A 22,828-nucleotide genomic window follows, 5' to 3' on the forward strand; every position below is an offset into this window, starting at 1 on the left:
TGTTTATTTTGTTTTTTCTTCAGAAAGTTTCTTTTGATGAGTCCTTTCTACAAATCTACCCATGAAAAAAGCAATTATTCCAACTCCAATTCCGGTTTGAACGCAAAACAGGAGACTTTCTACCTCGCCTGGTAATTCACCACCAATCCATGTTTCCATTATCGGTGTAAACCATGGTTCATATTCTTTTCCCGTTACTTCAGATACTACTTGACTTCCAGCATCATCTGAACCTCCAAATTCAGCATTTTTTAGCAAAAAAAGAGGGGAAATAGACAACAAAATCACTATAGAAATCAGCATTATTATGGTTTTTTTATTCTTGCTCATAGTTTCATAGCCTTTCTAACATATTTCAATTCACTCAATTCATCCTTTGCGTATGTCTCCAGTCCGATAATTATCACTACAGTCAAAATACCTTCTATAATTGCAAGTGGTAGCTGAGTCGGTGCAAAAACCAACAAGAATTTAACGACTGACATAAACAGACCGCCTTGAGGTGATGGATATGCAATTGCCAGTTGGAAGCTAGTTACACAATATGTAATCAGGTCGCCAAGGGCAGCTGCAAAAAAAATTGATACATGATTATTTATTTTTGCTTTTTTGCAGATATAATAAATGCCGTATGTGACAAAAGGTTCGGCTATAGCCATTGAGAATATATTTGCTCCCAATGTCGTCAATCCACCATGTGCCAGTAGTATGGCTTGAAATAGTAATACTATCGCCCCCAAAATGCTTACTGGAGTTGGTCCAAACAGAATTGCGCCAAGACCTGTTCCAGTCATGTGAGAACAACTTCCTGTGACAGAAGGTATTTTTAACGATGATATTACAAAGATAAATGCACCACACATTGCCAATATCGTGGTTGACTTATGATTCTCTGAAACTTGTTTTTTGATGGAGAGGTATCCAAGTACCAAAAATGGTAGACAGACAACACCCCATGAAATACAAAACATCGGTGGAAGGTATCCCTCCATAATGTGCATTGCATTTGAATCAGGAATCATAAGCAGTATAAATGTCAGTGCGAGTGTAAAAATAATTGCTTTCCTTTCTCTACTATTATACATTTTTTACCTCCATTCTAAAATGTTTTTTTATAATAAACTTGAAAATTCCGTAATTGTTTTGGGATATTTTTCAGGTTTTATAAGTATATTCTTTTCGATCAAAATGTCGATCATATCCATTATTATAGGTTTTCTGAGGTTAGATCTATTCAAGACCTCGTCGTTTTCAAACGTGTTTTCAGGAATATCATCTGATATTATCTGCCCGTTATCAAAAACTACTATTCTGTCAGCCCATCTAAATGCAAAATCGACATCGTGGGTAGAGATTATCAAGGTTTTTCCCTCGTCATGAAGACTTGATAGTGTATTTTCTAGCATCTGAGAATTGACAGGATCTAGTGAAGAAGTAGGCTCATCAAAGATAATTATCTCTGATTTCATGGCGATAATATCTGCAATTGTAACTCTCTTCTTCTCACCACCACTTAGATAGTGAGGTGGTCTCTGTGCATATTGTGTCAAATTCATATATTCTAAGGCTTCACATACTCTACTAGAGACCTCGTCTTTTGAAAGATTAAGGTTCATCGGTCCAAAGCTGACTTCAGACCAGACTGTGGAAGCAATGATTTGATAGTCTGGCTCTTGAAAAACAATTCCAATTTTTTCTCTGAGTTTGGAGATCGTTTTTTTTGTAATTTTATCCCCATTTAGCATTATTTCTCCAGTGTGAGGAAACAAAACTCCTGCCAGATTCATAAAAAATGTTGATTTTCCAGAACCATTTGCTCCGAGTACTGCAATTTTATCTCCTTTGAAGATTTCGATATTTATATCCGACAGAGTCAAGCCCTCTTCGTTATATGAAAAGGAGACTTTTTTCATTTCAATTAATTTTTTTCCTAGCATATTATCCTCGCTCTCTATTTTAATAATAAGCTTATGATTCCAGATAAAAATATTAGCATTAGAATCATAACTGTTACTATTATCTGTAAAAAATCTGTCTTTATTTCCGTTTCATAAAAATTCAATCTGCCAGTATAGCATCTGGAATCCATTGATCTGTTGTATAGCTCAAGTTTTTGCAGTGATGAAACAAATAGGTTACTCATGATATTTCCAAACGTTTTGCATGAGGTAAAGAAGTCCTTATATCCATTTCTTGATTTGGCTGAATGTTTCATTTGCGTATATGTACTAAAAAAAATAAAAATAAATCTGTACATAAAATACATAATATCCACTATTAATTTTGGTATTTTAAATTTGTTTAACGATATTATTATTCTATGCATTGGTGTTGTCAATATCAGCATCTGCATACAGCTGACTGCTCCAAATGCCTTGAAAAAAAGATTTATAGCAATCCAAATTTGTGAATCAGATGTGGCTATATATATTTGTCCAATTTTGACAATGATAATCCCAGCTTGAGTGAAGCCAATGTTGAGCAATATGGGTGCAATACTCAGGATGAGAAAACCGATTGGTATTTTCATTACATTGATGTACGATTTTATATCTAGACCGCTGATTAGAACAATGAAAGAAAATGTGAGTATTAATGTTGTGATTGAAACTATAATGCTATCAAAGCCAATGCAAAATAGCAACGAAAAAACTGCCAATGATAGCTTGACATTAGTGTTCCAATCTCTTATTTTTGAAAAATTTGAATAGTAATCTATCATTATTCGATCATTATGGTTGTGTGATTTTTTATACATAAATTTTCTCCATCCATAAAAAATAAAGACTATGTAAGCTAAAAAAGGCATAACATAGTCGAGTTAATCGCTGTACCTCTTTAGTCCGAAGAGTTGTATTTAATATACCGTACTTTTGTCATATAGACGTATCTGGCTTTCACGATCGTGATTACAGTAGCGGTCCTGCGTGGGAATTACACCCAACTTCCTATACTTTTATGTATAAAGACTATATGACTCAAAATATTTATTTTATATTTAGAGTCTAACATATGAAATAGAACTTGTAAATAATAAAGAAAAAAGTGGTTGAATAACTGTTGAGATTGCTATAATTACAACGTTTTAAGCAGGTAAGAAGCATATTGATTATCTATATTTTGTGTTGTATAATTTGTTCATTCTATTGTATAATGTAAATTAAGTGAAATCGCATTTATTTATTAATTCACATAAGTTATGGAACATGGAATTGAAAGGAGATTATTAATGAATACAGTTTCAGTAGAAATACTAAAAGATTTATTTTACATGGGAGTAAATGACAGAGAAACAAATTTATTTGAAAATATGTGGCCACTTCCACAGGGTGTTTCTTACAACTCTTACCTGATTGTAGATGAAAAAACAGCACTTATGGATACTGTAAAAATTACAAAGGTGGATGGATTTATTGATTCGTTGAAGGATAATCTAAATGGGAAAAAGTTGGATTACTTGGTGATTCATCATATGGAGCCAGATCATTCTGGATGCATTAAAACTGTTAGAGAGCTATATCCTGATGTTGTCTTAGTTGGAAACAAAAAAGCAAGAGGAATGATAAGCGACTATCTTGATATAGAGATAGGAGATAATTTTTTGGAAGTTAAAGACGGAGATGTGTTAGAGTTGGGTAGACGAAAGCTTACTTTTGTGAATACTCCAATGGTTCACTGGCCTGAATCTATGGTAAGCTATGAGCCAAATGATAAAATATTGTTTTCACAAGATATTTTCGGCGGATTTGGAGCATTGAATGGAACAATTTTTGATGACGAAATGAATTTTGATTTCTTCCAAGATGAAATGAGAAGATATTATTCAAATATAGTCGGGAAATACTCAAAGCAAGCTGCAAAAGCATTGGAAAAAGTTAGAAATCTTGATGTAAAGGTGATTTGCCCTGTTCATGGTATTGTGTGGAGAACAAATCCTGAAAGAATAATTGAAGAATATGTGAAGTATGCCAATCAGATAAACGAAGAAGGTGTAGTAGTCGTATATGGTTCAATGTATGGAAATACTGAAAAAATGGCAGATATTTTAGCTAGATTCCTTGCTGAAGAAGGTATAAAAAACGTAAAAATATTTGATGTTTCAAAGACACATGATTCATATATTTTGAGCGAAATATGGAAATACAAGGGAGTTATTCTTGGTAGCTGTACTTATAATAACTCAGTTTATCCTAATATGAATCAGCTGTTGTATACATTGAAGATGAACAAGATTAACAATCATATACTTGGTATATTTGGTTCTTATGGATGGAGCGGTGGAGCTGTTAAGGAGCTTTCTGAATTTGCATCTGAAGGTGGTAATTTTGAAGTGCTACCAACAATAGTTGAAACAAAGGGTACTGCTAAAGATGAAGACATTGAAGCTTTAAGACAGCTAGCAAAAGAAATGGCTCAGGCTTTAAGAGCATAGATTGAAGGTAGAAATATGGTTAGAGGTTTTGAATTAGTGGATGATAAATTTAGAAAGCATCCAGATTTAGAAATAATATTGCCTGTAAGAGGCACTTCAAAATCGGCAGGATATGATATAGTTACACCAGTCGATATAGTTATTCCTCCGAGAGGCAATTCTGGTGTAATATTTACAGATATAAAGTCATATATGCTGGAAGATGAAGTTTTAACAACTCATGTCAGAAGCTCAATCGGTATGAAAAGAGGTTTGGTGTTGGCTAATACTACAGGTATTATCGATTCGGACTATTATTCAAATCCCGACAATGATGGGAATATTGGCTTTATGTTAAGAAATTTAACTGACGAAGAGGTAGTTATAAAGGCTGGAGAGAGAGTTATTCAAGGTATATTCATCAAATATCTCATAGTGGATGATGATAGACCTGCTTCAGAGACGAGATTGGGTGGAGTAGGATCTACGGGTAGAAAATAACAATCACTTTGCTATAAAATGAAAATTATGATATAATGTAGTTGAGTTCATAATGATATGCCTAAAAACAAATATAATAGAGTGAACGATGACTTTATTATGTAAGCTTCTACGCGGAGGCTTACACAGAAAAGCGTGCATATTCCGAGAAAAATATTATCGGATGTTGCAGGCTCTTTTTGTATTTAAATGCTTTCATAAAAATGATGTTTTTTCAAAAAAAACGAATAACTCTGCAAAATAGGTTTTATGATTGAAAGCATATAAAAAAGTGTATTAAATAATTGAGAAAAGTTTTTAATGTGTTTTGGTTTTTTTATACGATTTAAAAAATGATATAATGTAAATAACAACAATGGATAAAAAATATTTGTTTAGATAGGAGAAAAATTATGAAAAATAATATAGGTGTAATTGGATTGTCGGTAATGGGAAAAAACTTGGCATTCAATTTTGCAGATAATGGATACAAGGTTTCAATATTTAATAGAACTATAGCAGTCGTTGATACAGTGAAAAGAGAATACGCTGGAGAAAATATATACCCAACATATTCGCTAAAGGAGTTTGTAGGCTCTCTTGAAAAACCTAGAAGGGTTTTTATTATGGTAAAATCTGGGCAACCTGTTGATTCTATGATTCAACAGCTACTAGATTATGTTGAGGAGGGCGACATAATAATCGATGGTGGAAATTCATATTTTAAAGATACTACAAGAAGAACGAAAGAGCTGAGCGAAAGAGGTATTAATTTTATTGGAGCCGGGATATCTGGAGGAGAAGAAGGGGCACGATTTGGACCTGCCATTATGCCAGGTGGAAAAAAAGAAGCATATGATTACGTGAGCGAAATGTTTGAACGTATTTCGGCAAAGGCTTATGGTGAACCTTGTTGTAGATACATTTCCGAGAACGGAGCAGGTCATTATGTGAAGATGGTCCATAATGGAATAGAATATGCTGATATGCAGCTTATTAGTGAGGCATATTGGATTCTTAAAAATTTGGGAGGAATGGATAATAAGGAAATGCAAGAAGTTTTCAAGGCTTGGAATAAGAGCGAGCTGGAGAGTTATTTGATTGAGATAACTTCAAACATACTTGGAGAAAAAGACGGAGATGACTATTTACTTGACAAAATTCTAGACAAGGCTTCTCAGAAAGGAACTGGTAAGTGGACAAATTTAGAAGCCATAAATCTTGGTGTTGATATTTCTGTAATAACATCTGCTCTTAATGCCAGGTTTATGTCTAATCTGAAGGATGAGAGAAAAATTGGAGAAAAATTATTTGGAGAAAGTCTTGGTATTTATAACGGTCAATTCAAAAGTATTGATACGAGTACCATAGATAGAGAGTTGCTTGTGAGACTTGTAAAAAATTCGCTTTACATCTCAAAGATAGTTGCATATGCTCAAGGATTTAAATTACTATTGTCTGCTCAAAAGGAATATGGTTGGAAGCTGAACTTTTCTGAGATAGCAAAAATATTTAGGGGTGGATGCATAATTAGGGCAAAATTTTTAAATGATATTTCTGATGCTTTTTTGAAGGATGGAGATATAGACAATTTGATATTTACAGATATATTCTCAGAAGAAATAAGAGAAAGAATGGATGATTTTAGAGACTTGATGTCCAGAGTAGTGGCTCTTGGGATTCCAGCAAATGCCATGAATTCAGCTTTGGGATATATTTATTCTTATTCAAATGGAAATAGTAGTGCCAATTTGATTCAGGCTCAAAGAGATTATTTTGGAGCCCATACCTTTGAGAGAATAGACAAGGAGGGGGTATATCATAATGAATGGAATAATGAAAACTAAAGGAATAGTTATATTTGGTGGGACTGGAGATTTGGCATATAGAAAATTATTTCCTTCGCTATTTAATTTATTCAGCCTAAATCAACTGGAGGACGGATTTAAAATAGTTGGTGTTGGTAGAAGAGGATTCACAAATAATCAATATAGAGACATAATAAAGGACTGGGTTATTAAATTTTCCAGAGTTGCTCATACCGAAGAAAAAGTGGAGCTTTTTTTGGATATGATACATTATTATGAGATGGATATGAACGATATCAATATGTATGATGGCTTGGGAGAATTTTTGAGAAAATCAAAGCTCAATACAGACAGTTTAATTTATTACTATGCTGTATCTCCTCAATTGTTTGCTCCGATAACAGATGGATTGAAATTGTCGAATTTAACGAACGACGCAAAGGTCATGATCGAAAAACCATTTGGAGAAACTTTGGAACTCGCTGAGAAGCTATATTTTAATTTAAAAACTTGCTTTTCAGACGAAAACATATTTCATATAGATCACTATCTTGGGAAAGAGATGATTATAAATATTATGACTTTGAGATTTTCGAATGCTGTTTTTTACGGTATTTGGAATAAGGAATTTATTGAAAGTGTTGAAATCAACGCATATGAAATACTTGGTGTGGATAGCAGAGGTGGATATTACGACAAGAGTGGAGCATTGGCAGATATGATTCAAAACCATCTGTTTCAAATAATGTCGATCGTGGCAATGGAAAAACCAGTTGATTTTTCTAGTGCTTCAATAAAAGCCTCTCAGAGCGAAGTATTTAAATCCTTGAAGAAAATTAATTCTCGTAAAATCGATGAAAGACTAGTTATGGGACAATATAAAGGTTATCTAGATGAACCAAAGGTGTCCAAGAATTCTAAAACTGAAACGTTTGTATCTATGAAACTGGAAATAGAAAATGAAAGGTGGAATGGAGTCCCGTTTATTCTAAGAACTGGCAAAAAGCTTGAAAGACGTGAAAGTGAAGTAGTGATAAATTTCAAAGCCATTGACGATAGAGAAAAAGGAAATACATTGGTAATAAAAATTCAGCCTGATGAAGGGGTAAAATTTGATTTTAATATTAAAAAACCAGGTACAGAAAACAGTATTCAAGAGGTAAGTATGGATTTTTGTCAGAGTTGTATATTGGAAAATAGAATGAATACACCTGAAGCTTATGAAAGACTGATAAAAGCCTGTATGGATTCTGATAAGAGTCTGTTTTCAATGTGGGATCATATTGAGTTGAGTTGGAAATACATAAATGAAATCGTATCAGCTTATAAAAAATACTCAAATAAGTTATTCATTTATGAGCAGGGAAGCTTGGGACCTGCCGAAAGTTTGTAAATAAGTGTGTTCTATATGATAAAAAAAGGGTATAATCTAACTATAGAATATAAAAGTTTATGGAACATATTGATCTAAATAATATAAAATTAGTTGTTTTGGAGGTAATGAAATGAGTGATAGACAAATATACGACATTATTATTGTTGGAAGTGGACCGGGAGGAATGACTGCTGGGATATATGGTGGAAGAGCAGAGCTAAAGACGTTGATATTAGAAAAGAATTTTCATGGCGGACAGATGGTTTCAACTAATGAAATTGAAAACTTTCCTGCTTTACCAGACACTAATGGAATAGAACTATCGAATAAAATGCTTGAGCATGCCAAGAAATTTGGTGCAGAGATAGAATATAAGGGTGTTGATTCAATAGAGGTACTAGACAATGGGTTAAAAAAATTGATATCTGGTAATGATGAATTTTTGGCTAGAACTGTAATTTTATCGATGGGATCTACGTCTAGAAAATTGGGAATTGATAATGAAGAAAAATTGACTGGAAGAGGTGTTGGATATTGTGCTATATGTGATGGAGGCTTCTACAGAAATAAGGTAGTGGCTGTAAACGGTGGCGGAGATACTGCAGTTGAAGATGCCCTTTATCTATCAAGAATCGCATCGAAGGTATATATTATCCACAGAAGAGATGAATTTAGGGCGAATAAGACTCTACAGACTAGATTATTTGAATCAGGTGTTGAGCCAGTATTAAATAGCACAATCAAGGAAATTGTAGGTCAAGATAAGCTTGAATATATTACTACAGTAGATAAAAATACTGGAGAAGAAAGAAAATTAGACCTTGATGGATTATTCGTTGCAATAGGAGGTATTCCTACTTCTGATTTGGTTAAGGATTTAGTTGAATTAAATCCGCAGGGATATGTAATTACGAATGAGGATTGCGAAACTAGTGTTCCAGGAATTTATGCTGTTGGAGATATAAGACAAAAATCTTTGAGACAGGTTATAACAGCAGCTGCAGACGGCGCTATAGCTGTTCATGCGGCGGAAAAATATATACTTGAAAACAAATAAATAGAATTGATATTCGATTGCTAATACCTAAATTGATTTTGAAACTCGCACACTCTTTATAATAGATTGTGCGAGTTTTAAAATACGAACATATATTTTAGCATATTTAAAATTATTCGCAATTTGCTCTTTACTAATTTGCCATTGCTGTGATATAATCTATAGGTAATAGGCAGTGTTCTTGTGGGAAATTTTGTTTGTTGCAATATAAAATTTCATATCCATATAGGACACGATTTTTTTTGAAATAATAGTGAAAATAATCATTTAAATTTGTGTACTGATAACTATGCTTCAATTGGATTACCGTGATGAACCATAGTATTTGGATACAAAATGATTTCATGAGGTATTGGAAAGGACGTATATCATGTTAACAGCGATTACAGGAATAAATTGGGGAGATGAAGGTAAGGGAAGAATGGTAGACCTGCTTTCAGAAGACTATGATATTGTAGTTAGATATCAGGGAGGAAACAACGCAGGTCATACAGTAGTGAATGAAAGAGGTAAGTTTATACTTAATCTTCTACCTTCTGGAATTTTACGTTCAGATGTTGTCAATGTAATAGGTAATGGTGTTGTAATTGACATAAAGCACTTGGTAAACGAAATGAATAAGCTTATCGATGCTGGAATTGAAATATCACCAGATAATTTAAAAATAAGTGATAGAGCAATAATAGTAATGCCTTATCATGTACAGCAAGACTGCTTAGAGGAAGAAAGATTGGCTGATGCCAAGTACGGTTCTACAAAGAGAGGTATAGCTCCGGTATATGGAGATAAATATATGAAAAAAGGTCTGAGAATGGGTGAGCTTCTTGACAGTGAGGAGGATCTAAAATCCAGACTTAAGGGCATCATCGAATGGAAAAATTTGATGATTGAAAAAGGCTACGGTCAGGAGCCGATATGCTTTGATGAAATGTGGTCATATCTGAAGGAGTATGGCGATATTGCGAAGAAATTTGTTTGTGATACTGGTGTGTACCTAAATGAAGCCAATAAAAATGGAAAGAACATAATGTTCGAGGCACAGTTGGGTGCATTGAGAGACATTGATTTTGGAATTTATCCTTTTACATCATCATCATCTACAATCGCTCCATATGCCCCAATAGGTGCTGGAGTTCCAAACTTAAAACTTACAAAATCAATAGGTATTATGAAGGCTTATTCAACTTGTGTTGGAGAAGGTCCATTTACTGCGGAGATGTTTGGAGAAAAAGCAGAGGAGCTTAGAAAAGCTGGAAATGAATATGGTGCTGCTACAGGAAGACCAAGAAGAGTTGGTGGATTTGATATACTTGCATCAAGATACGGTGTAAGAGCTCAAGGATCTGATGAAATAGCACTTACTAAACTAGATGTTCTTTCATATTTGGAAGAAATTCCTGTTTGTGTGGGATATACGTACAATGGAGAAAAATTATCAGAATTTCCAATTGGAGAAAAATTATTCAAAGCAGAACCAGTTTATGAATACAGAAAAGGTTGGATGAAGGATATTTCTGATTGCAGAAAGCTAGAGGATCTTCCAAAAGAGGCAATAGACTATATCAAGTATATTGAAGAGGTTGTAGATTGTAAGATAAAATATGTTTCAGTTGGTCCTGAAAGAGAACAGTATATAGTTATGCCTTAGTCAGTGGCTTAACGTATAAATTATTAGAGAAAAATAACGAGATGCAGATATTTAATTTTGTCTGCATCTTTTAGAAATATGTTTTGTAGATTATGGAGGCTTTTGATGAAAAATACATATGAATCACCGCTTACATCTAGGTATGCAAGTAAGGAAATGCAGGAATTGTTTTCTCCTGACAAGAAGTTTAAAACCTGGAGAAGGCTGTGGATAGCATTGGCAGAAACTGAAATGGAGCTAGGTCTTGACATTACACAAGAACAGATAGATGAACTAAAGCGTTTTAAGGACGATATAAATTATGATGTAGCAAAGGCTAGAGAAAAAGAGGTTAGACATGATGTCATGAGTCACGTCTATGCCTACGGTGTTCAGTGTCCAAAGGCGGCAGGAATCATACATTTAGGAGCTACATCTTGCTTTGTAGGAGATAATACTGATTTGATAATTATGTATGAGGCTCTTGAATTGGTAAGAAAGAGATTGGCAAAGGTTATATTGACACTGTCAAAATTTGCTGATGAGTATAAATCATTACCGACACTTGGATTTACTCATTATCAGCCTGCTCAACCAACAACTGTTGGAAAAAGAGCTACTTTATGGATTCAAGATTTCTTGCTAGATCTTGAAGCTCTGAATGATTTTTTACAAAGAAAAAGACTGAGAGGTGCCAAGGGAACTACAGGTACTCAGGCTTCATTTTTGGAATTATTTGATGGTGATTTTGAAAAGGTTAAAAAGCTAGATAAGACTGTAGCGAACAAGATGGGATACGAGGATGTGTTTGCCGTAACTGGTCAGACATATTCTAGAAAGATAGACAGTCAGGTAGTGAATATATTGGCTGGTATTGCTCAGTCTGCAACAAAGTTCTCTAATGATATCAGATTGTTACAGCATTTGAAAGAAATCGAGGAACCATTTGAAAAAAATCAGATTGGATCCTCAGCTATGGCATATAAGCGTAATCCGATGAGAAGTGAAAGAATAGCATCGCTTTCGAGATACGTAATAGCAGACATGATAAATCCCGCTATGACTGTTTCGGGACAATGGTTCGAGAGAACATTGGACGATTCTGCAAATAAGAGAATATCGGTGCCTGAGGCATTTTTGGCTATTGATGCAGTGTTAAACCTGTGTTCAAATGTGAGTGATGGGCTAGTTGTCTATCCAAAGGTTATCGAACAGAGATTGATGAAGGAGCTTCCTTTTATGGCAACTGAAAACATAATGATGGATGCTGTTAAGAGGGGTGGAAATAGACAGGAGCTTCATGAAAGGATAAGAGTACACTCTTTGGAAGCGGCTAGAATGGTAAAGGTCGAAGGTAAAGAAAACGACTTGGTCGATAGAATAGCAAATGATTCAGAATTTGGAATAACAAAGGACGAAATACTACAGGTGTTAAAGCCAGAACTTTATGTTGGATGTGCTCCAATGCAGGTTGTAGAATTTTTGGAAAATGAAGTTAAGGTGGCGTTGAACGGAATTGAAATGATTGACGATGCAGAGATAACTGTATAGTCTGTTATTTGATGGAAAATCACACTGATATTATGAAAATTCATTGATGGATTGGAATAATATCAGTGTTTTTTATTGTTTTGAAAGAAGATATAGGATATTTTTCAGAATATTTTTTTTAATAAAAAATCTAAGTGACTGTTAATTAAAAATGTAATATAATAAAGTTAATGATAAATGATTATTCTGATAATAGGTTGAGAGGTGGTTATAATGAAGGACTTTAAAGTTGCGATATGTCAGATGTTGACAACAGATAACAAAGAAAAAAATATAAGTAAAGCCGTTCAAATGATTGAAGAAGCTGCCCAAAATGGTGCGGCATTAGTTGTGTTGCCAGAAATTTTTAACAGTCCGTATGATAACGGATGTTTTCCTGTGTATGCGGAAGAATTTCCTGGATATACCTCTATTGCCATGATGGAGGTTGCTAGAAACTGTGGAATATACTTGGTAGCAGGTTCTATCCCTGAACGAGAGGGTGAAAAAATTTATAACACTTCCTATTTTTATGATAGACAGGGCAAATTGATAGGAAAGCACAGAAAAATGCATTTATTTGATATTAACATTGAAGGTGGTCAGTATTTTAAAGAGAGCGATGTACTATCTCCAGGTGACGATTTTGCAGTGTTTGATACAGAGCTTGGGAAGATTGGTATTGGTATTTGCTATGATATTAGATTTCCAGAATATTTTAGAGTGTTGTCAGAAAAAGGTGCCGAGCTAATAGTATTGCCTGCAGCCTTTAACATGACTACGGGACCAGCTCATTGGGAAATATCAGTCAGGATGAGGGCGGTTGACAATCAAGTATATATGGTGGCTGCATCTCCTGCAAGAGATGAAAACGCATCATATGTTTCTTATGGAAATTCCAGAATAGTTGATCCTTGGGGAACTATATTGGCGTCTGCACAGACAGAGGAGTGTATTATTTATGGAAATGTTTCAGGGGGAAAATTGTCTAGTATAAGAGAACAACTTCCACTTATCAAGCATTTGAAAAGAAATAAATATGGCATAGAAATAAAATAAAAAAATGTGGGGGAATGTTTATGCTGTCAGGAAAAAAAATATTGAAATTAAGCAGAATTCAGATTAAGGGAAATAGAATTTTATTTTATATTTATTCGTTTTTGTTGATGGCGACAAATCTTATGATACTGTTGCCACAACACCCAAAGATAAATGCGATATTATTATTGCCTATAATTATTATTGAATTCTACTTCTATGCAGTTGTAATAAACTGTGCATTAAAGGTTGGCAACAACCAAAAATTAAAATTTAAAGATATTGGGATTAATTTTAAAACCTATTCGAAGCTAATTGGGTTTGGAATAATAATGGGCTTGATAATGTTATTCGTCGGGATTGTCATGTTAATTGTTACTTCATTTATGATTTCAATATTGCTAGTTGTTAACTCGGTGGATGAATTTTCATTGGTTGCAATGCTTCTTATAATATTTGTTATAACTGTATTTGTAGGATTTACGATAGCCACTAGATATGTATTTTCTCCGTATATTATAGGCACTAATTTTGAAAAACTTGGTATTGTAAAATCTATGAAGATTTCAAGATATCTTTCAAAAGAACTGAAAAGCAAAATTGTAAAAATGTTTTTAGGTATTTGCATAGTGTCGATTGTATTTTCAATAATTTGTGCTGTAATCTCGTACAAGTTAAGAAATATTTACTTATTTTACGGTTTGATGGTAGCTTACTTGGTACTTATTACTCCAGAGGTAGTTACATATTTTTCAAACGTGTATTATGAAAAATTATTATATAATATTGATGAAATAAGAGAAAGGTTTGAAATAGACGCTAGTAAGGAAATATACATAAGGAAAATTAACGTATGTGAAGTTTTTGGAGATGAAGGCTACGATATTGAGGTGACTGATAAAATTGATGAGGATGAAAATCACGATATTGAAGTGATAGATAAAATTGATGAGGATGAAAATCACGATATTGAAGTGATAGATAAAATTGATGAGGATGAAAATCACAATATTGAAGTGGCAAATAAAATTGATGATGTACCAAATGACAAAAGTAAATATAATTGAGGGTTAAGATATAGATCAATTTAAGCTATAATAAAGTATACGAATATATAATCGTTGTAACAATTATAATCTAGGATAAGATTATTTTTAGTGAATTATTATTTTAATATTATTGACAAATTAAGTTTGGAGGAATCATTATGTCTGATGATAAGGTAATAAGCTTTAGTAAAAGAAAACCAAAGGTTAATTCGTTTGAGGTGGACAAATTTGAGGATTTTATTAGTGATTTGATGTACGAATTCAATATTGGCCAAGCAAGTATGTTTGAAGTTTCGAGAAGATTGAATCAGTATATGAATGAAAATAATTTTTCGCCTGTTAAATTTGATGAGATTGAAAAGGAACTACTATTAAGATATGGATTGGACATTGACAGTATACAAGATAATATAAAAGAACACCTATTTACCGATAACGAAGTTACTGGTGACATTGGAGCATTAAAAAAGGATGAGAGAGAAAAAAATCGTGCAATGTTGAACAGACTAGGATTTTACGATTTGTATGAAAAGAACCTAAAAGAGAATAAAATACTGGAATTAGCTATTAAAAATGATGTAAATGATATAAGAATGCTGTTAGAGGAGGATAAAGTGACATTGATAAGCGAGAAAAAGATAGATTTTAGCGATGATAGCGTCAATAAAGCTCTGGCTCATTATAGGTCTTCAAGAGAAAAGCCTATAATGGTTACTATTTGCGAGGCGACAAGTCAGTATGAGTATCATTAGGGATATTCTTCCAGTAGAGTTTAAAGCTGAAATGAAGACACTGCTTGGAGATGAATACAGTGATTTTATTTCTTCATATGATGAAAATAAAACCAATTCAATTAGAATTAATACATTGAAAATAGCTGTGGATGAGTTTAAAAAGCTTTCACTTTTCAATATCGATTACTCGTATGGATCGGATGATTCTATTGGATGGTCTGATGAAGGATATTATGTGAGTGAAGATGAAAATCCAGGGAAGTGTTATTTTCATGACGCTGGTGCATACTATATTCAAGAGCCGTCTGCAATGAGTGTAGTTGGAAATACAGAAATAAAAGAGGGCGAGAAAATACTTGATTTATGTGCTGCACCTGGGGGAAAATCGACATATATATTGTCCAAACTAAATGGCACTGGCATTTTATTTTCAAATGAAATAAATACAACTAGAATAAAGGCTCTTGGAGAAAACTTGGAGCGTTTTGGAGCTATTAATTCTATAATAACTAATTCTAGCTCGAAAGAGTTGTTAAAGTTTTTTAAAGGTTATTTTGATAAAGTATTTATTGACGCACCTTGCTCTGGTCAAGGGATGTTTAGGAAAGATGAATATGCAATAAAAGACTGGTCAGTTCAAAAGGTTGACGAGTGTGTTGAAATTCAAAAATATTTGATTAGAGATGGATATGAAATGCTGAAGCCTAATGGCATTTTAATATATTCAACCTGTACCTTTACAAGGCGAGAAAACGAAGATATTGTTGATGATTTTATTCGAGAATCTGGTGCAGAGCTATTAGCCATGGATAGAATTTGGCCCCATAAAGACCGTGGAGAAGGTCATTTTTGTGCCAGATTGATGAAGAGTGTCAAATTAGATGATGCATCAGACAAGGTTACAAATGGGTATTTACAAGCTTCCAGATTAAAAAATAGAAAAAAAGGTTCGAAAAATGGTAAATGCCAAAATCAATATGAAAATATTTCCAAAAATGAGGAGAAATTGTTTTTAGATTTTCTAAATCAGAGTATTGGAGCTGATTCGTCTTTTTTTAGAATTTTAGGTAACGGTAAAATTGTCAAGAAAAATACATTGTTGTATTTTTACCCCAAAGAATTTGATGATGTTCCAGAGCTTAAAGCTGTGAAGATACTGAGGTCAGGATTGCAGTTAGGAGAACTGAAGAAGAATAGATTTGAGCCATCTCATTCGTTGGCAATGGCACTTAAAACTAGTGATGTAAAACATTTTGAATCATTTGGTCATGATAGTGAGGAAATAATGAAATTTATATCGGGTGAATCTATTCAATCTGGAAAATCAAGAGGCTGGGTGTTGATTGCCGTTAATGATGTTTCCATTGGATGGTGTAAGGAATCAGGTGGTGTTTTAAAGAACAAGTATCCGAAAGGGCTTAGAAAAATAATAAAATAAAAATTTAGAATGCAAATTTCTGAAGAGAGGAGAAGTCGTTGAGAAGTGAAAAGAGTAAGGGATTGTTCCATGAAATATTTGAATTGATTAAAATGTTTGTTATGGCTATAGTCCTTGCAATGATAATAGTTCAGTTTATAAGACCGACTAGGGTAGACGGGTTGTCTATGTATCCGACATTAGATAACAATGATTATTTGATTATAAATAGAATAAGTAGGTACACTGGAGTTGAAAGAGGTTCAATTGTAGTATTTGATAGTACTATGCCTATCAACACGACAAGTGCTGAAAAATCTTCTGTATCAAAGATTATGGACTTTATTTTACAGGATGACAGTAGCACAAAAGATTTGGTAAAGAGAGTTATTGCTGTTGGAGGAGATCATATCGTGATAAAGGATGGTGTGGTCAAGGTAAATGGAGAAACCTTAAAAGAGAGTTATATGTCTTCTGATAATGTAACTGAAGGTACAATTGACACCGTAGTACCCGAAGGTCATTATTTCTGCATGGGTGATAATAGAATGAGGAGCTTGGATAGTAGATATCAGGAGGTTGGTTTTGTACCACAGGAAAGATTGGTTGGAACCGTATTAATCAGGTTGCTTCCATTTAGTAACATAGGTAAAGTAAATTAGTTTTTTGAGTTCAAGATTTCGTGTCTTGAACTTGTTTCATAAGAGGAGAAACGTATGTCAGGATTAGTTTTTAATATTGATGGTAGAGAAATAAAGGTCGATAAGGACAAGATAAAGCTGAGTGAGTTGGCAATGCTTGTCGAGGAAAACTATCAAGGTCATATCTGCATGGGAATCATCGATAATAGACTGTATGACCTTAATAGAATAATATACAAAAGCTGTAGCATAAAATTTTTGGATACAACTACTGAAGATGGAACCAGGCTATATTTTAGAGGACTGTCACTTTTGCTAGTAATAGCATCCCAAAATTTATTTGGAAAAAGCAGGGTGTCGATAAAGCATTCATTGGGAGATGGATTGTATTGCGAGATAGAAAATGGTCACCTTTTGTCAGAGGATGATATAGCAAATATTAAAATGGAAATGATCAATATTGTGAAAAATGATTATCCAATTGTTTGTAAATATATGACAAATGATCAGGCGATTGATTTATTTGAAAATTTGGGTCGTATTGAAAAATCAGAGCTTCTAAAATATAGAAAGGATGATTTGACGAGAGTTTATGAATGCAACGGATATATGGACTACTTTTATGGATATATGTTTCCAACAACAGGATATTTGACGGATATCGATGTGGCAAAAATGTCTAAGGGACTTATCATATTGGGACCTAAAAATGGAGTCAAAGGAACTACTACAGAGTTAAAGGAACACGTTAAACTGTCTGAAATATATAATGAAAGTGAGGAATGGTCAAATACGCTAGGAATTTTCAATGTGGTGGATCTCAATCAGATTATTGAGGAAGGTCGCTATGGTGAGATGATTAGAACAGTAGAGGCTCTTCATGAGAAGAAAATAGCTGAAATAGCTGAAAAAATTGTAGAAAAAAATAGTAAGGTAATATTGATTGCTGCTCCGTCATCGTCTGGTAAAACCAGCTTTGCGCAACGACTATCGACTCAGCTGAAGGTGATAGGTGTAAATCCATTACCAATTTCACTTGATGATTATTTTATCGATAGAAAGCTTACACCATTGGATGAGCATGGGAAATATGATTATGAGTCGATTTATTCGATCGATTTAGAAAAATTTAATGAAGATCTCGATAAATTAATTAATGGTGAAGAAATAGAAAGAATAAAGTTTGATTTTATAGAAGGAAAAAGAGTTTATACTGGAGAGCAGTTATCAGTGAAAAAAGGACAGCCGATAATTCTTGAAGGTATTCATTGCCTAAATCCTATTTTAACAAAGGGAATAGAGGACGAATTTAAGTATAAAATATATATCAGTGTTATTACTCAGGTCAATTTGGATGACCATAACAGAATTTCAACTTCAGATTTAAGGTTGCTGAGAAGGATGGTTAGAGATAATTCATTCAGAGGATTAAATGCAGAACAAACCATTGAAATTTGGCCATCTGTTAGAGCTGGCGAAATCAAAAATATCTTCCCATATCAAGAAGAAGCTGATATAATGTTTAACTCTGCAAGTGTTTATGAGCTATCGGTGCTTAAGCCAATTGCGGATAATCTTTTAAAAAGCATCGATACTGAAAGTCCGAACTACCTAGAGGCTATGCGATTGAGAAAGATGCTTCAGTATTTTGATGAGATAACAGATTTGGGAGACATAGGACCAACATCAATCATTAGAGAATTTATCGGTGGTAGCAGGATTCTCGTTTAATTTACCTAAAAAAATGACAAAGGATAATTAATAATGGCTAGAAAAAAGACAAAAAAAGAAAATATTGAAATCTTGGATAGGTTAATGCTTTTGCATCCAAATGCCCACTGTGAGCTTGAACATAGTAGTGCTTTCGAATTGCTTATAGCGACTATACTTTCAGCACAATGTACGGATGTCAGAGTCAATATTGTAACCAGTGAGCTGTTTAAAAAATACAACACTCCGGAGGCTTTTAAAAGCCTTCCAATAAAGACTATAGAGAATGAAATAAAAACCTGCGGACTATATAAAAGCAAGGCACAAAAAATTAAAGATACTTCGTTGATGATATGCGAAGAGTTTGATGGAAATGTTCCCGATAATTTGGATGATTTAGTGAAGTTACCTGGTGTAGGCAGGAAAACAGCAGGTGTCGTTTTGAGTAATGCTTTCAATGTTCCCGCGATTGCTGTGGATACGCATGTGTTTAGAGTGAGTAATAGAATTGGAATAGTTAAAGAAAACACTCCTGAAAAGACAGAGTTTGCATTGATGAAAGCAATACCAAAGGATAGATGGACACATTCACATCATTTGCTTATTTTTCACGGAAGAAGAATCTGTAAGGCTAGAAAACCGGAGTGCGAAAATTGCAATATAACGGAATATTGTAATTTTTTTAAGAGTAATATTTAAATGATTACGATAATATGTTAATATAATATGTATTGATTATAAGTGAAAAAGGAGCAGATTGTTATGGCTTTAAATATAGTTTTATATGAACCAGAGATTCCTCATAATACTGGAAATATAATCCGAACTTGTGCTAATACGGGTGCGGTTTTACATTTGATAAAACCACTTGGGTTTTCATTGGACGACAAGCATTTGAAAAGATGTGGATTGGACTATTGGGATATAGCAAACATACAGTATTACGATAATTTTGATGAATTGAAAAGAAAATTTCCAGATGCAAAGTACTATTACTCTTCAATAAGAGGTAAAAAGGCTCATTCTGAAGTGAAGTTTGAAGACGGGTGCTTTTTAGTTTTCGGGAAGGAAACAAAGGGGTTGCCAAAGGAGATTATTGAAGAAAATATTGATAACTGTATGAGAATACCTATGCTGGGAATTGAAGGTGCTAGGTGCTTGAATTTGTCAAATTCAGTTGCGATTGTAGTATATGAGGCTTTGAGACAGTTGGGATATCCAGAAATGGTATAATCATTACTGTAAAAAATAGAAGGAGATATATTAGATGGAGAAAATAAAAATAATATGTGATAGTCTTTCTGATATTACGCAGGAATACATTGATAAATATGATATTGAAATGATTCCACTTAATGTAATAATTGGTGACAAACAATACAAGGATAGGGTTGATATTCAACCGGATGAATTTTACAAAATGATAAGAGAAGATAAAATACTTCCAAAAACTTCTCAAATTACTTTTTCGGATTTTTATGAAACATTTAAAAAATACACTGACAAGGGTGAAAAAATAATTTATATTGCGGCATCTTCAGCATCTACAGGAACTATTCAAAGTGCTATGATGGCAAAAAATGAAATTGAGAATGGTGATATAAGGATAATCGATTCTAATTCATTGTGCTTTGGAATAGCAGTGATGGTTATAAGAGCTGCTGAATTGGTTCAAATGGGGAAAAATATTGATGAAATAGTTGAAGAAATTGAGAAAATAAAAAATGATGTATATGTATCTTTTGCTTGTGATGATTTAGAATATTTGACTAGAGGTGGTAGAATTTCATCAACAAAGGCAATTATAGGTAGTGTTTTGGGAATAAAGCCAATTTGCATAATAAAAGATGGCTTGGTTGAAAATATTTTAAATGCGAGAGGGAAGAAAAACGTAGCTTCAAAGATTGTTGAGCTTGCAAAAACAAATGGAGTAACTGATTTATCAGATCAGATTGCATTTATAGGATATACAGACGATATAAAGGAAAGAGATAGGCTTGAAGAAAAAGTTGTTCAAGAATTAAAACCAAAAGAAATAAAATACTTCCAAATAGGGTGTGGAATAGGAACACATGGAGGTGCAGGAGTTACAGGTATAATAGCATTCAAAAATAAAAAATAATAGAAACCCTTCTAACATAAAGTATTTAGCCTTATGATGACTTATAAATACTTTATGTAGGAAGGGTTTATTTTTATAAATTTATAAATTTTTTAGTATTTCAATTAGATAGTCCCACATCTTACCAACTGATGATATTTCTACATACTCATCGGGAGAATGTACATTAAATGTATTAGGTCCGATTGAAATTGACTCGGCTTTTTGTTTTAATTTACTTAGTAAGATTCCGCTTTCAAGTCCGCAGTGCATAACTACGACCTCTGGTTTTTTTGAGAATAATTTGTTATAAACCTCTACAGATAATTTTTCCAGACTTGAGTTAGCATTATGCTCCCATGCTGGATATCCAGGGGTGATTTCGACATTTGCATTAAATGATTTTGCAACAGTTTCTATTAATGTAGTTACATAATCTTTTTTTGACTGCATTGAGCTTCTTGTAAGGTTTAAAAATTCAATTGAGGTTGGAGTCTCATTTATAACGGCAAAGTTAGTAGATGTTTCCACGCAATTTTCTATTGTAGTAGACATAGAAATTACTCCATTTGGAATCAATAACATCAATCCGATAATTTTTGATTTACAGTCCTCAGTAAATACCTTAAAAGATGTTGGTGCAGATCTTCTCAGCTCTATTTTTAGATTTGGATCTACAGGATACTGTTCCTTTTGAATTTTTGCAGACATTTTCTGGATTTCTTTAACCACATTTTCCAGATTATCAGGACTTACAGATATGACTGCTTCACTTTTTCTCGGTATTACATTTCTTTTTGAACCACCATTTATAGAGAACAGGTCAAAGTCATATGTGATCGAGTTAAGAATTCTACCTAGTATTACATTAGAGTTTCCTCTTTCTTTGTCTATATCCATTCCGGAGTGGCCACCAGTCAGACCCTTTACATTAATTTCAAGAGCAATATTAGAAGGTATGGATGGTTTGTATTCTTTTTTCAATGAAACTATTGAGTCAACCGCACCAGCACAACCTACCAGGATAAAATCTTCTTCTTCAGAATCTAGATTAAGCACATAACTTGATTCAAGATCGGAAAAATCCAATTTAGTAACTCCTACAAGTCCAACCTCTTCATCAGATGTGAATACTAATTCAAGATTTGGGTGTGATATGTCCGAGCTTTCAATAATTGACATCATGTATGCGACACCTATTCCATCATCTGCTCCCAATGTAGTGTTGTTGGCACGTAATTTGTTACCTTCAATTATCAGTTCGATAGGATCTACAAGGAAGTCGTGATTTGATCCCTCACCAGCTTCTGTAACCATATCTATATGAGCTTGTAGCATCACCGTGTTTTTGCTGTCATTTGTGGCTTTCTTTTTAACTACAACGTTGTTGTGTTCATCTTGTCTTACGAAAAGATTGTTTTTCTTAGCCAATTCAACAATGTAGTCGCTAATTGCTTTTTCATTTCCAGAACCTCTTGGAATTTTTGAAATATCTTCGAAATTTTTAAATACCTTTTCTGGATATAGTCCATTTGTAACGTATTTCAATTCATACACCCCCTCCAAACATTCTGATATAATAAATTTTTATTAATCAATAATGTATATACTTAAATTATAATATATACACGATGAAGTAACAACTAAAAATAAAAGAATAATAAAAAATTCTTATGTTTTTATCAATAGTAAAAATCTATTTATTATATTGTAATTATTGTTTATGTCTATACTATATAAAATAACATTGAATCTGTTTTTATAGATTGTAATACTGCAATATTCATAGAAATTTTGGAAAAACTTATATTTCAAGAAAAATAAATATGTTATAATGTAGATTGACAAAT

21 protein-coding genes are annotated in these 22,828 nt (G+C 33.3%); 16 read left to right on the forward strand and 5 right to left on the reverse strand.

The annotated features are described in order from the left end of the window. Window positions 1–3: 3 nt before the first annotated feature. The 4 genes from FYJ71_RS00610 to cbiQ are packed head-to-tail and all read right to left on the reverse strand — an operon-like array spanning window position 4 to window position 2,809. The gene (locus tag FYJ71_RS00610; protein ID WP_154536920.1) at window positions 4–330 is read right to left on the reverse strand and encodes an energy-coupling factor ABC transporter substrate-binding protein; all 327 of its coding nucleotides are present in this window, start codon (window positions 328–330) and stop codon (window positions 4–6) included. Further along, a complete protein-coding gene (locus tag FYJ71_RS00615) occupies window positions 327–1,085 on the reverse strand; it encodes an energy-coupling factor ABC transporter permease (protein WP_195836866.1) in 759 nt (252 codons plus the stop codon). The genes FYJ71_RS00610 and FYJ71_RS00615 overlap by 4 nt, the downstream gene beginning before the upstream one ends. Before the next feature lie 27 nt (window positions 1,086–1,112). Continuing rightward, complete coding sequence (locus tag FYJ71_RS00620; protein WP_154536921.1) at window positions 1,113–1,937, reverse strand: energy-coupling factor ABC transporter ATP-binding protein; 825 nt, start codon at window positions 1,935–1,937, stop codon at window positions 1,113–1,115. Window positions 1,938–1,951: 14 nt separating this feature from the next. After that, the gene (gene cbiQ, locus FYJ71_RS00625; protein ID WP_154536922.1) at window positions 1,952–2,809 is read right to left on the reverse strand and encodes a cobalt ECF transporter T component CbiQ; all 858 of its coding nucleotides are present in this window, start codon (window positions 2,807–2,809) and stop codon (window positions 1,952–1,954) included. A 420-nt stretch (window positions 2,810–3,229) separates the two neighbouring features. On the opposite strand from cbiQ, the gene FYJ71_RS00630 reads away from it, so the two are divergent. The 16 genes from FYJ71_RS00630 (at window position 3,230) to FYJ71_RS00705 (ending at window position 20,999) form a co-directional block, all read left to right on the forward strand. Further along, complete coding sequence (locus FYJ71_RS00630; RefSeq protein ID WP_154536923.1) at window positions 3,230–4,432, forward strand: FprA family A-type flavoprotein; 1,203 nt, start codon at window positions 3,230–3,232, stop codon at window positions 4,430–4,432. 15 nt (window positions 4,433–4,447) lie between these two features. Then, window positions 4,448–4,912 (forward strand): dCTP deaminase/dUTPase family protein, encoded by a 465-nt coding sequence (locus tag FYJ71_RS00635; protein WP_154536924.1) that lies wholly within the window; start codon window positions 4,448–4,450, stop codon window positions 4,910–4,912. 392 nt (window positions 4,913–5,304) lie between these two features. Beyond that, the gene (gene gndA / locus FYJ71_RS00640; protein ID WP_154536925.1) at window positions 5,305–6,738 is read left to right on the forward strand and encodes an NADP-dependent phosphogluconate dehydrogenase; all 1,434 of its coding nucleotides are present in this window, start codon (window positions 5,305–5,307) and stop codon (window positions 6,736–6,738) included. Further along, window positions 6,728–8,092, forward strand: coding sequence for a glucose-6-phosphate dehydrogenase (gene zwf / locus FYJ71_RS00645; protein WP_154536926.1), 1,365 nt, complete (start codon window positions 6,728–6,730; stop codon window positions 8,090–8,092). Before gndA ends, zwf begins: the two co-directional genes overlap by 11 nt. A 112-nt stretch (window positions 8,093–8,204) precedes the next feature. After that, window positions 8,205–9,131 (forward strand): thioredoxin-disulfide reductase, encoded by a 927-nt coding sequence (trxB, locus tag FYJ71_RS00650; protein ID WP_154536927.1) that lies wholly within the window; start codon window positions 8,205–8,207, stop codon window positions 9,129–9,131. 370 nt (window positions 9,132–9,501) lie between these two features. Next, window positions 9,502–10,779: an adenylosuccinate synthase gene (locus tag FYJ71_RS00655; RefSeq protein ID WP_154536928.1), complete on the forward strand. Its 1,278-nt coding sequence runs from the start codon at window positions 9,502–9,504 to the stop codon at window positions 10,777–10,779. Between the two features lie 105 nt (window positions 10,780–10,884). Then, on the forward strand, window positions 10,885–12,309 hold the full coding sequence (gene purB / locus FYJ71_RS00660) for an adenylosuccinate lyase (protein WP_154536929.1): 1,425 nt from the start codon (window positions 10,885–10,887) through the stop codon (window positions 12,307–12,309). A gap of 213 nt (window positions 12,310–12,522) precedes the next feature. After that, window positions 12,523–13,347, forward strand: coding sequence for a carbon-nitrogen hydrolase family protein (locus FYJ71_RS00665; RefSeq protein ID WP_154536930.1), 825 nt, complete (start codon window positions 12,523–12,525; stop codon window positions 13,345–13,347). A 20-nt stretch (window positions 13,348–13,367) separates the two neighbouring features. Then, window positions 13,368–14,393, forward strand: coding sequence for a hypothetical protein (locus FYJ71_RS00670; protein WP_154536931.1), 1,026 nt, complete (start codon window positions 13,368–13,370; stop codon window positions 14,391–14,393). 140 nt (window positions 14,394–14,533) lie between these two features. Next, window positions 14,534–15,127, forward strand: a complete 594-nt coding sequence (locus FYJ71_RS00675; protein ID WP_154536932.1) for a DUF3867 family protein — start codon at window positions 14,534–14,536, stop codon at window positions 15,125–15,127. Further along, window positions 15,114–16,547 carry an RsmB/NOP family class I SAM-dependent RNA methyltransferase gene (locus tag FYJ71_RS00680; RefSeq protein WP_154536933.1) on the forward strand — a complete coding sequence of 478 codons (1,434 nt, stop codon included), beginning with the start codon at window positions 15,114–15,116 and terminating at the stop codon, window positions 16,545–16,547. The genes FYJ71_RS00675 and FYJ71_RS00680 overlap by 14 nt, the downstream gene beginning before the upstream one ends. Before the next feature lie 38 nt (window positions 16,548–16,585). Beyond that, window positions 16,586–17,188, forward strand: a complete 603-nt coding sequence (lepB, locus tag FYJ71_RS00685; RefSeq protein ID WP_235899029.1) for a signal peptidase I — start codon at window positions 16,586–16,588, stop codon at window positions 17,186–17,188. A gap of 54 nt (window positions 17,189–17,242) precedes the next feature. Continuing rightward, on the forward strand, window positions 17,243–18,898 hold the full coding sequence (locus FYJ71_RS00690) for a nucleoside kinase (protein ID WP_154536934.1): 1,656 nt from the start codon (window positions 17,243–17,245) through the stop codon (window positions 18,896–18,898). Between the two features lie 33 nt (window positions 18,899–18,931). Further along, window positions 18,932–19,576 carry an endonuclease III gene (gene nth / locus FYJ71_RS00695; protein WP_154536935.1) on the forward strand — a complete coding sequence of 215 codons (645 nt, stop codon included), beginning with the start codon at window positions 18,932–18,934 and terminating at the stop codon, window positions 19,574–19,576. A gap of 63 nt (window positions 19,577–19,639) precedes the next feature. Further along, the gene (gene trmL, locus FYJ71_RS00700) at window positions 19,640–20,110 is read left to right on the forward strand and encodes a tRNA (uridine(34)/cytosine(34)/5-carboxymethylaminomethyluridine(34)-2'-O)-methyltransferase TrmL (protein ID WP_154536936.1); all 471 of its coding nucleotides are present in this window, start codon (window positions 19,640–19,642) and stop codon (window positions 20,108–20,110) included. Window positions 20,111–20,144: 34 nt separating this feature from the next. Next, window positions 20,145–20,999, forward strand: coding sequence for a DegV family protein (locus FYJ71_RS00705; protein WP_154536937.1), 855 nt, complete (start codon window positions 20,145–20,147; stop codon window positions 20,997–20,999). A gap of 81 nt (window positions 21,000–21,080) precedes the next feature. Here FYJ71_RS00705 and FYJ71_RS00710 read toward each other — a convergent pair whose 3' ends face one another. Beyond that, window positions 21,081–22,526, reverse strand: a complete 1,446-nt coding sequence (locus FYJ71_RS00710; RefSeq protein ID WP_154536938.1) for an aminoacyl-histidine dipeptidase — start codon at window positions 22,524–22,526, stop codon at window positions 21,081–21,083. Window positions 22,527–22,828: the final 302 nt, after the last annotated feature.

Source organism: Peptostreptococcus porci (assembly GCF_009695815.1).
In the GTDB taxonomy this organism is placed as follows: Bacteria; Bacillota; Clostridia; order Peptostreptococcales; family Peptostreptococcaceae; genus Peptostreptococcus; species Peptostreptococcus porci.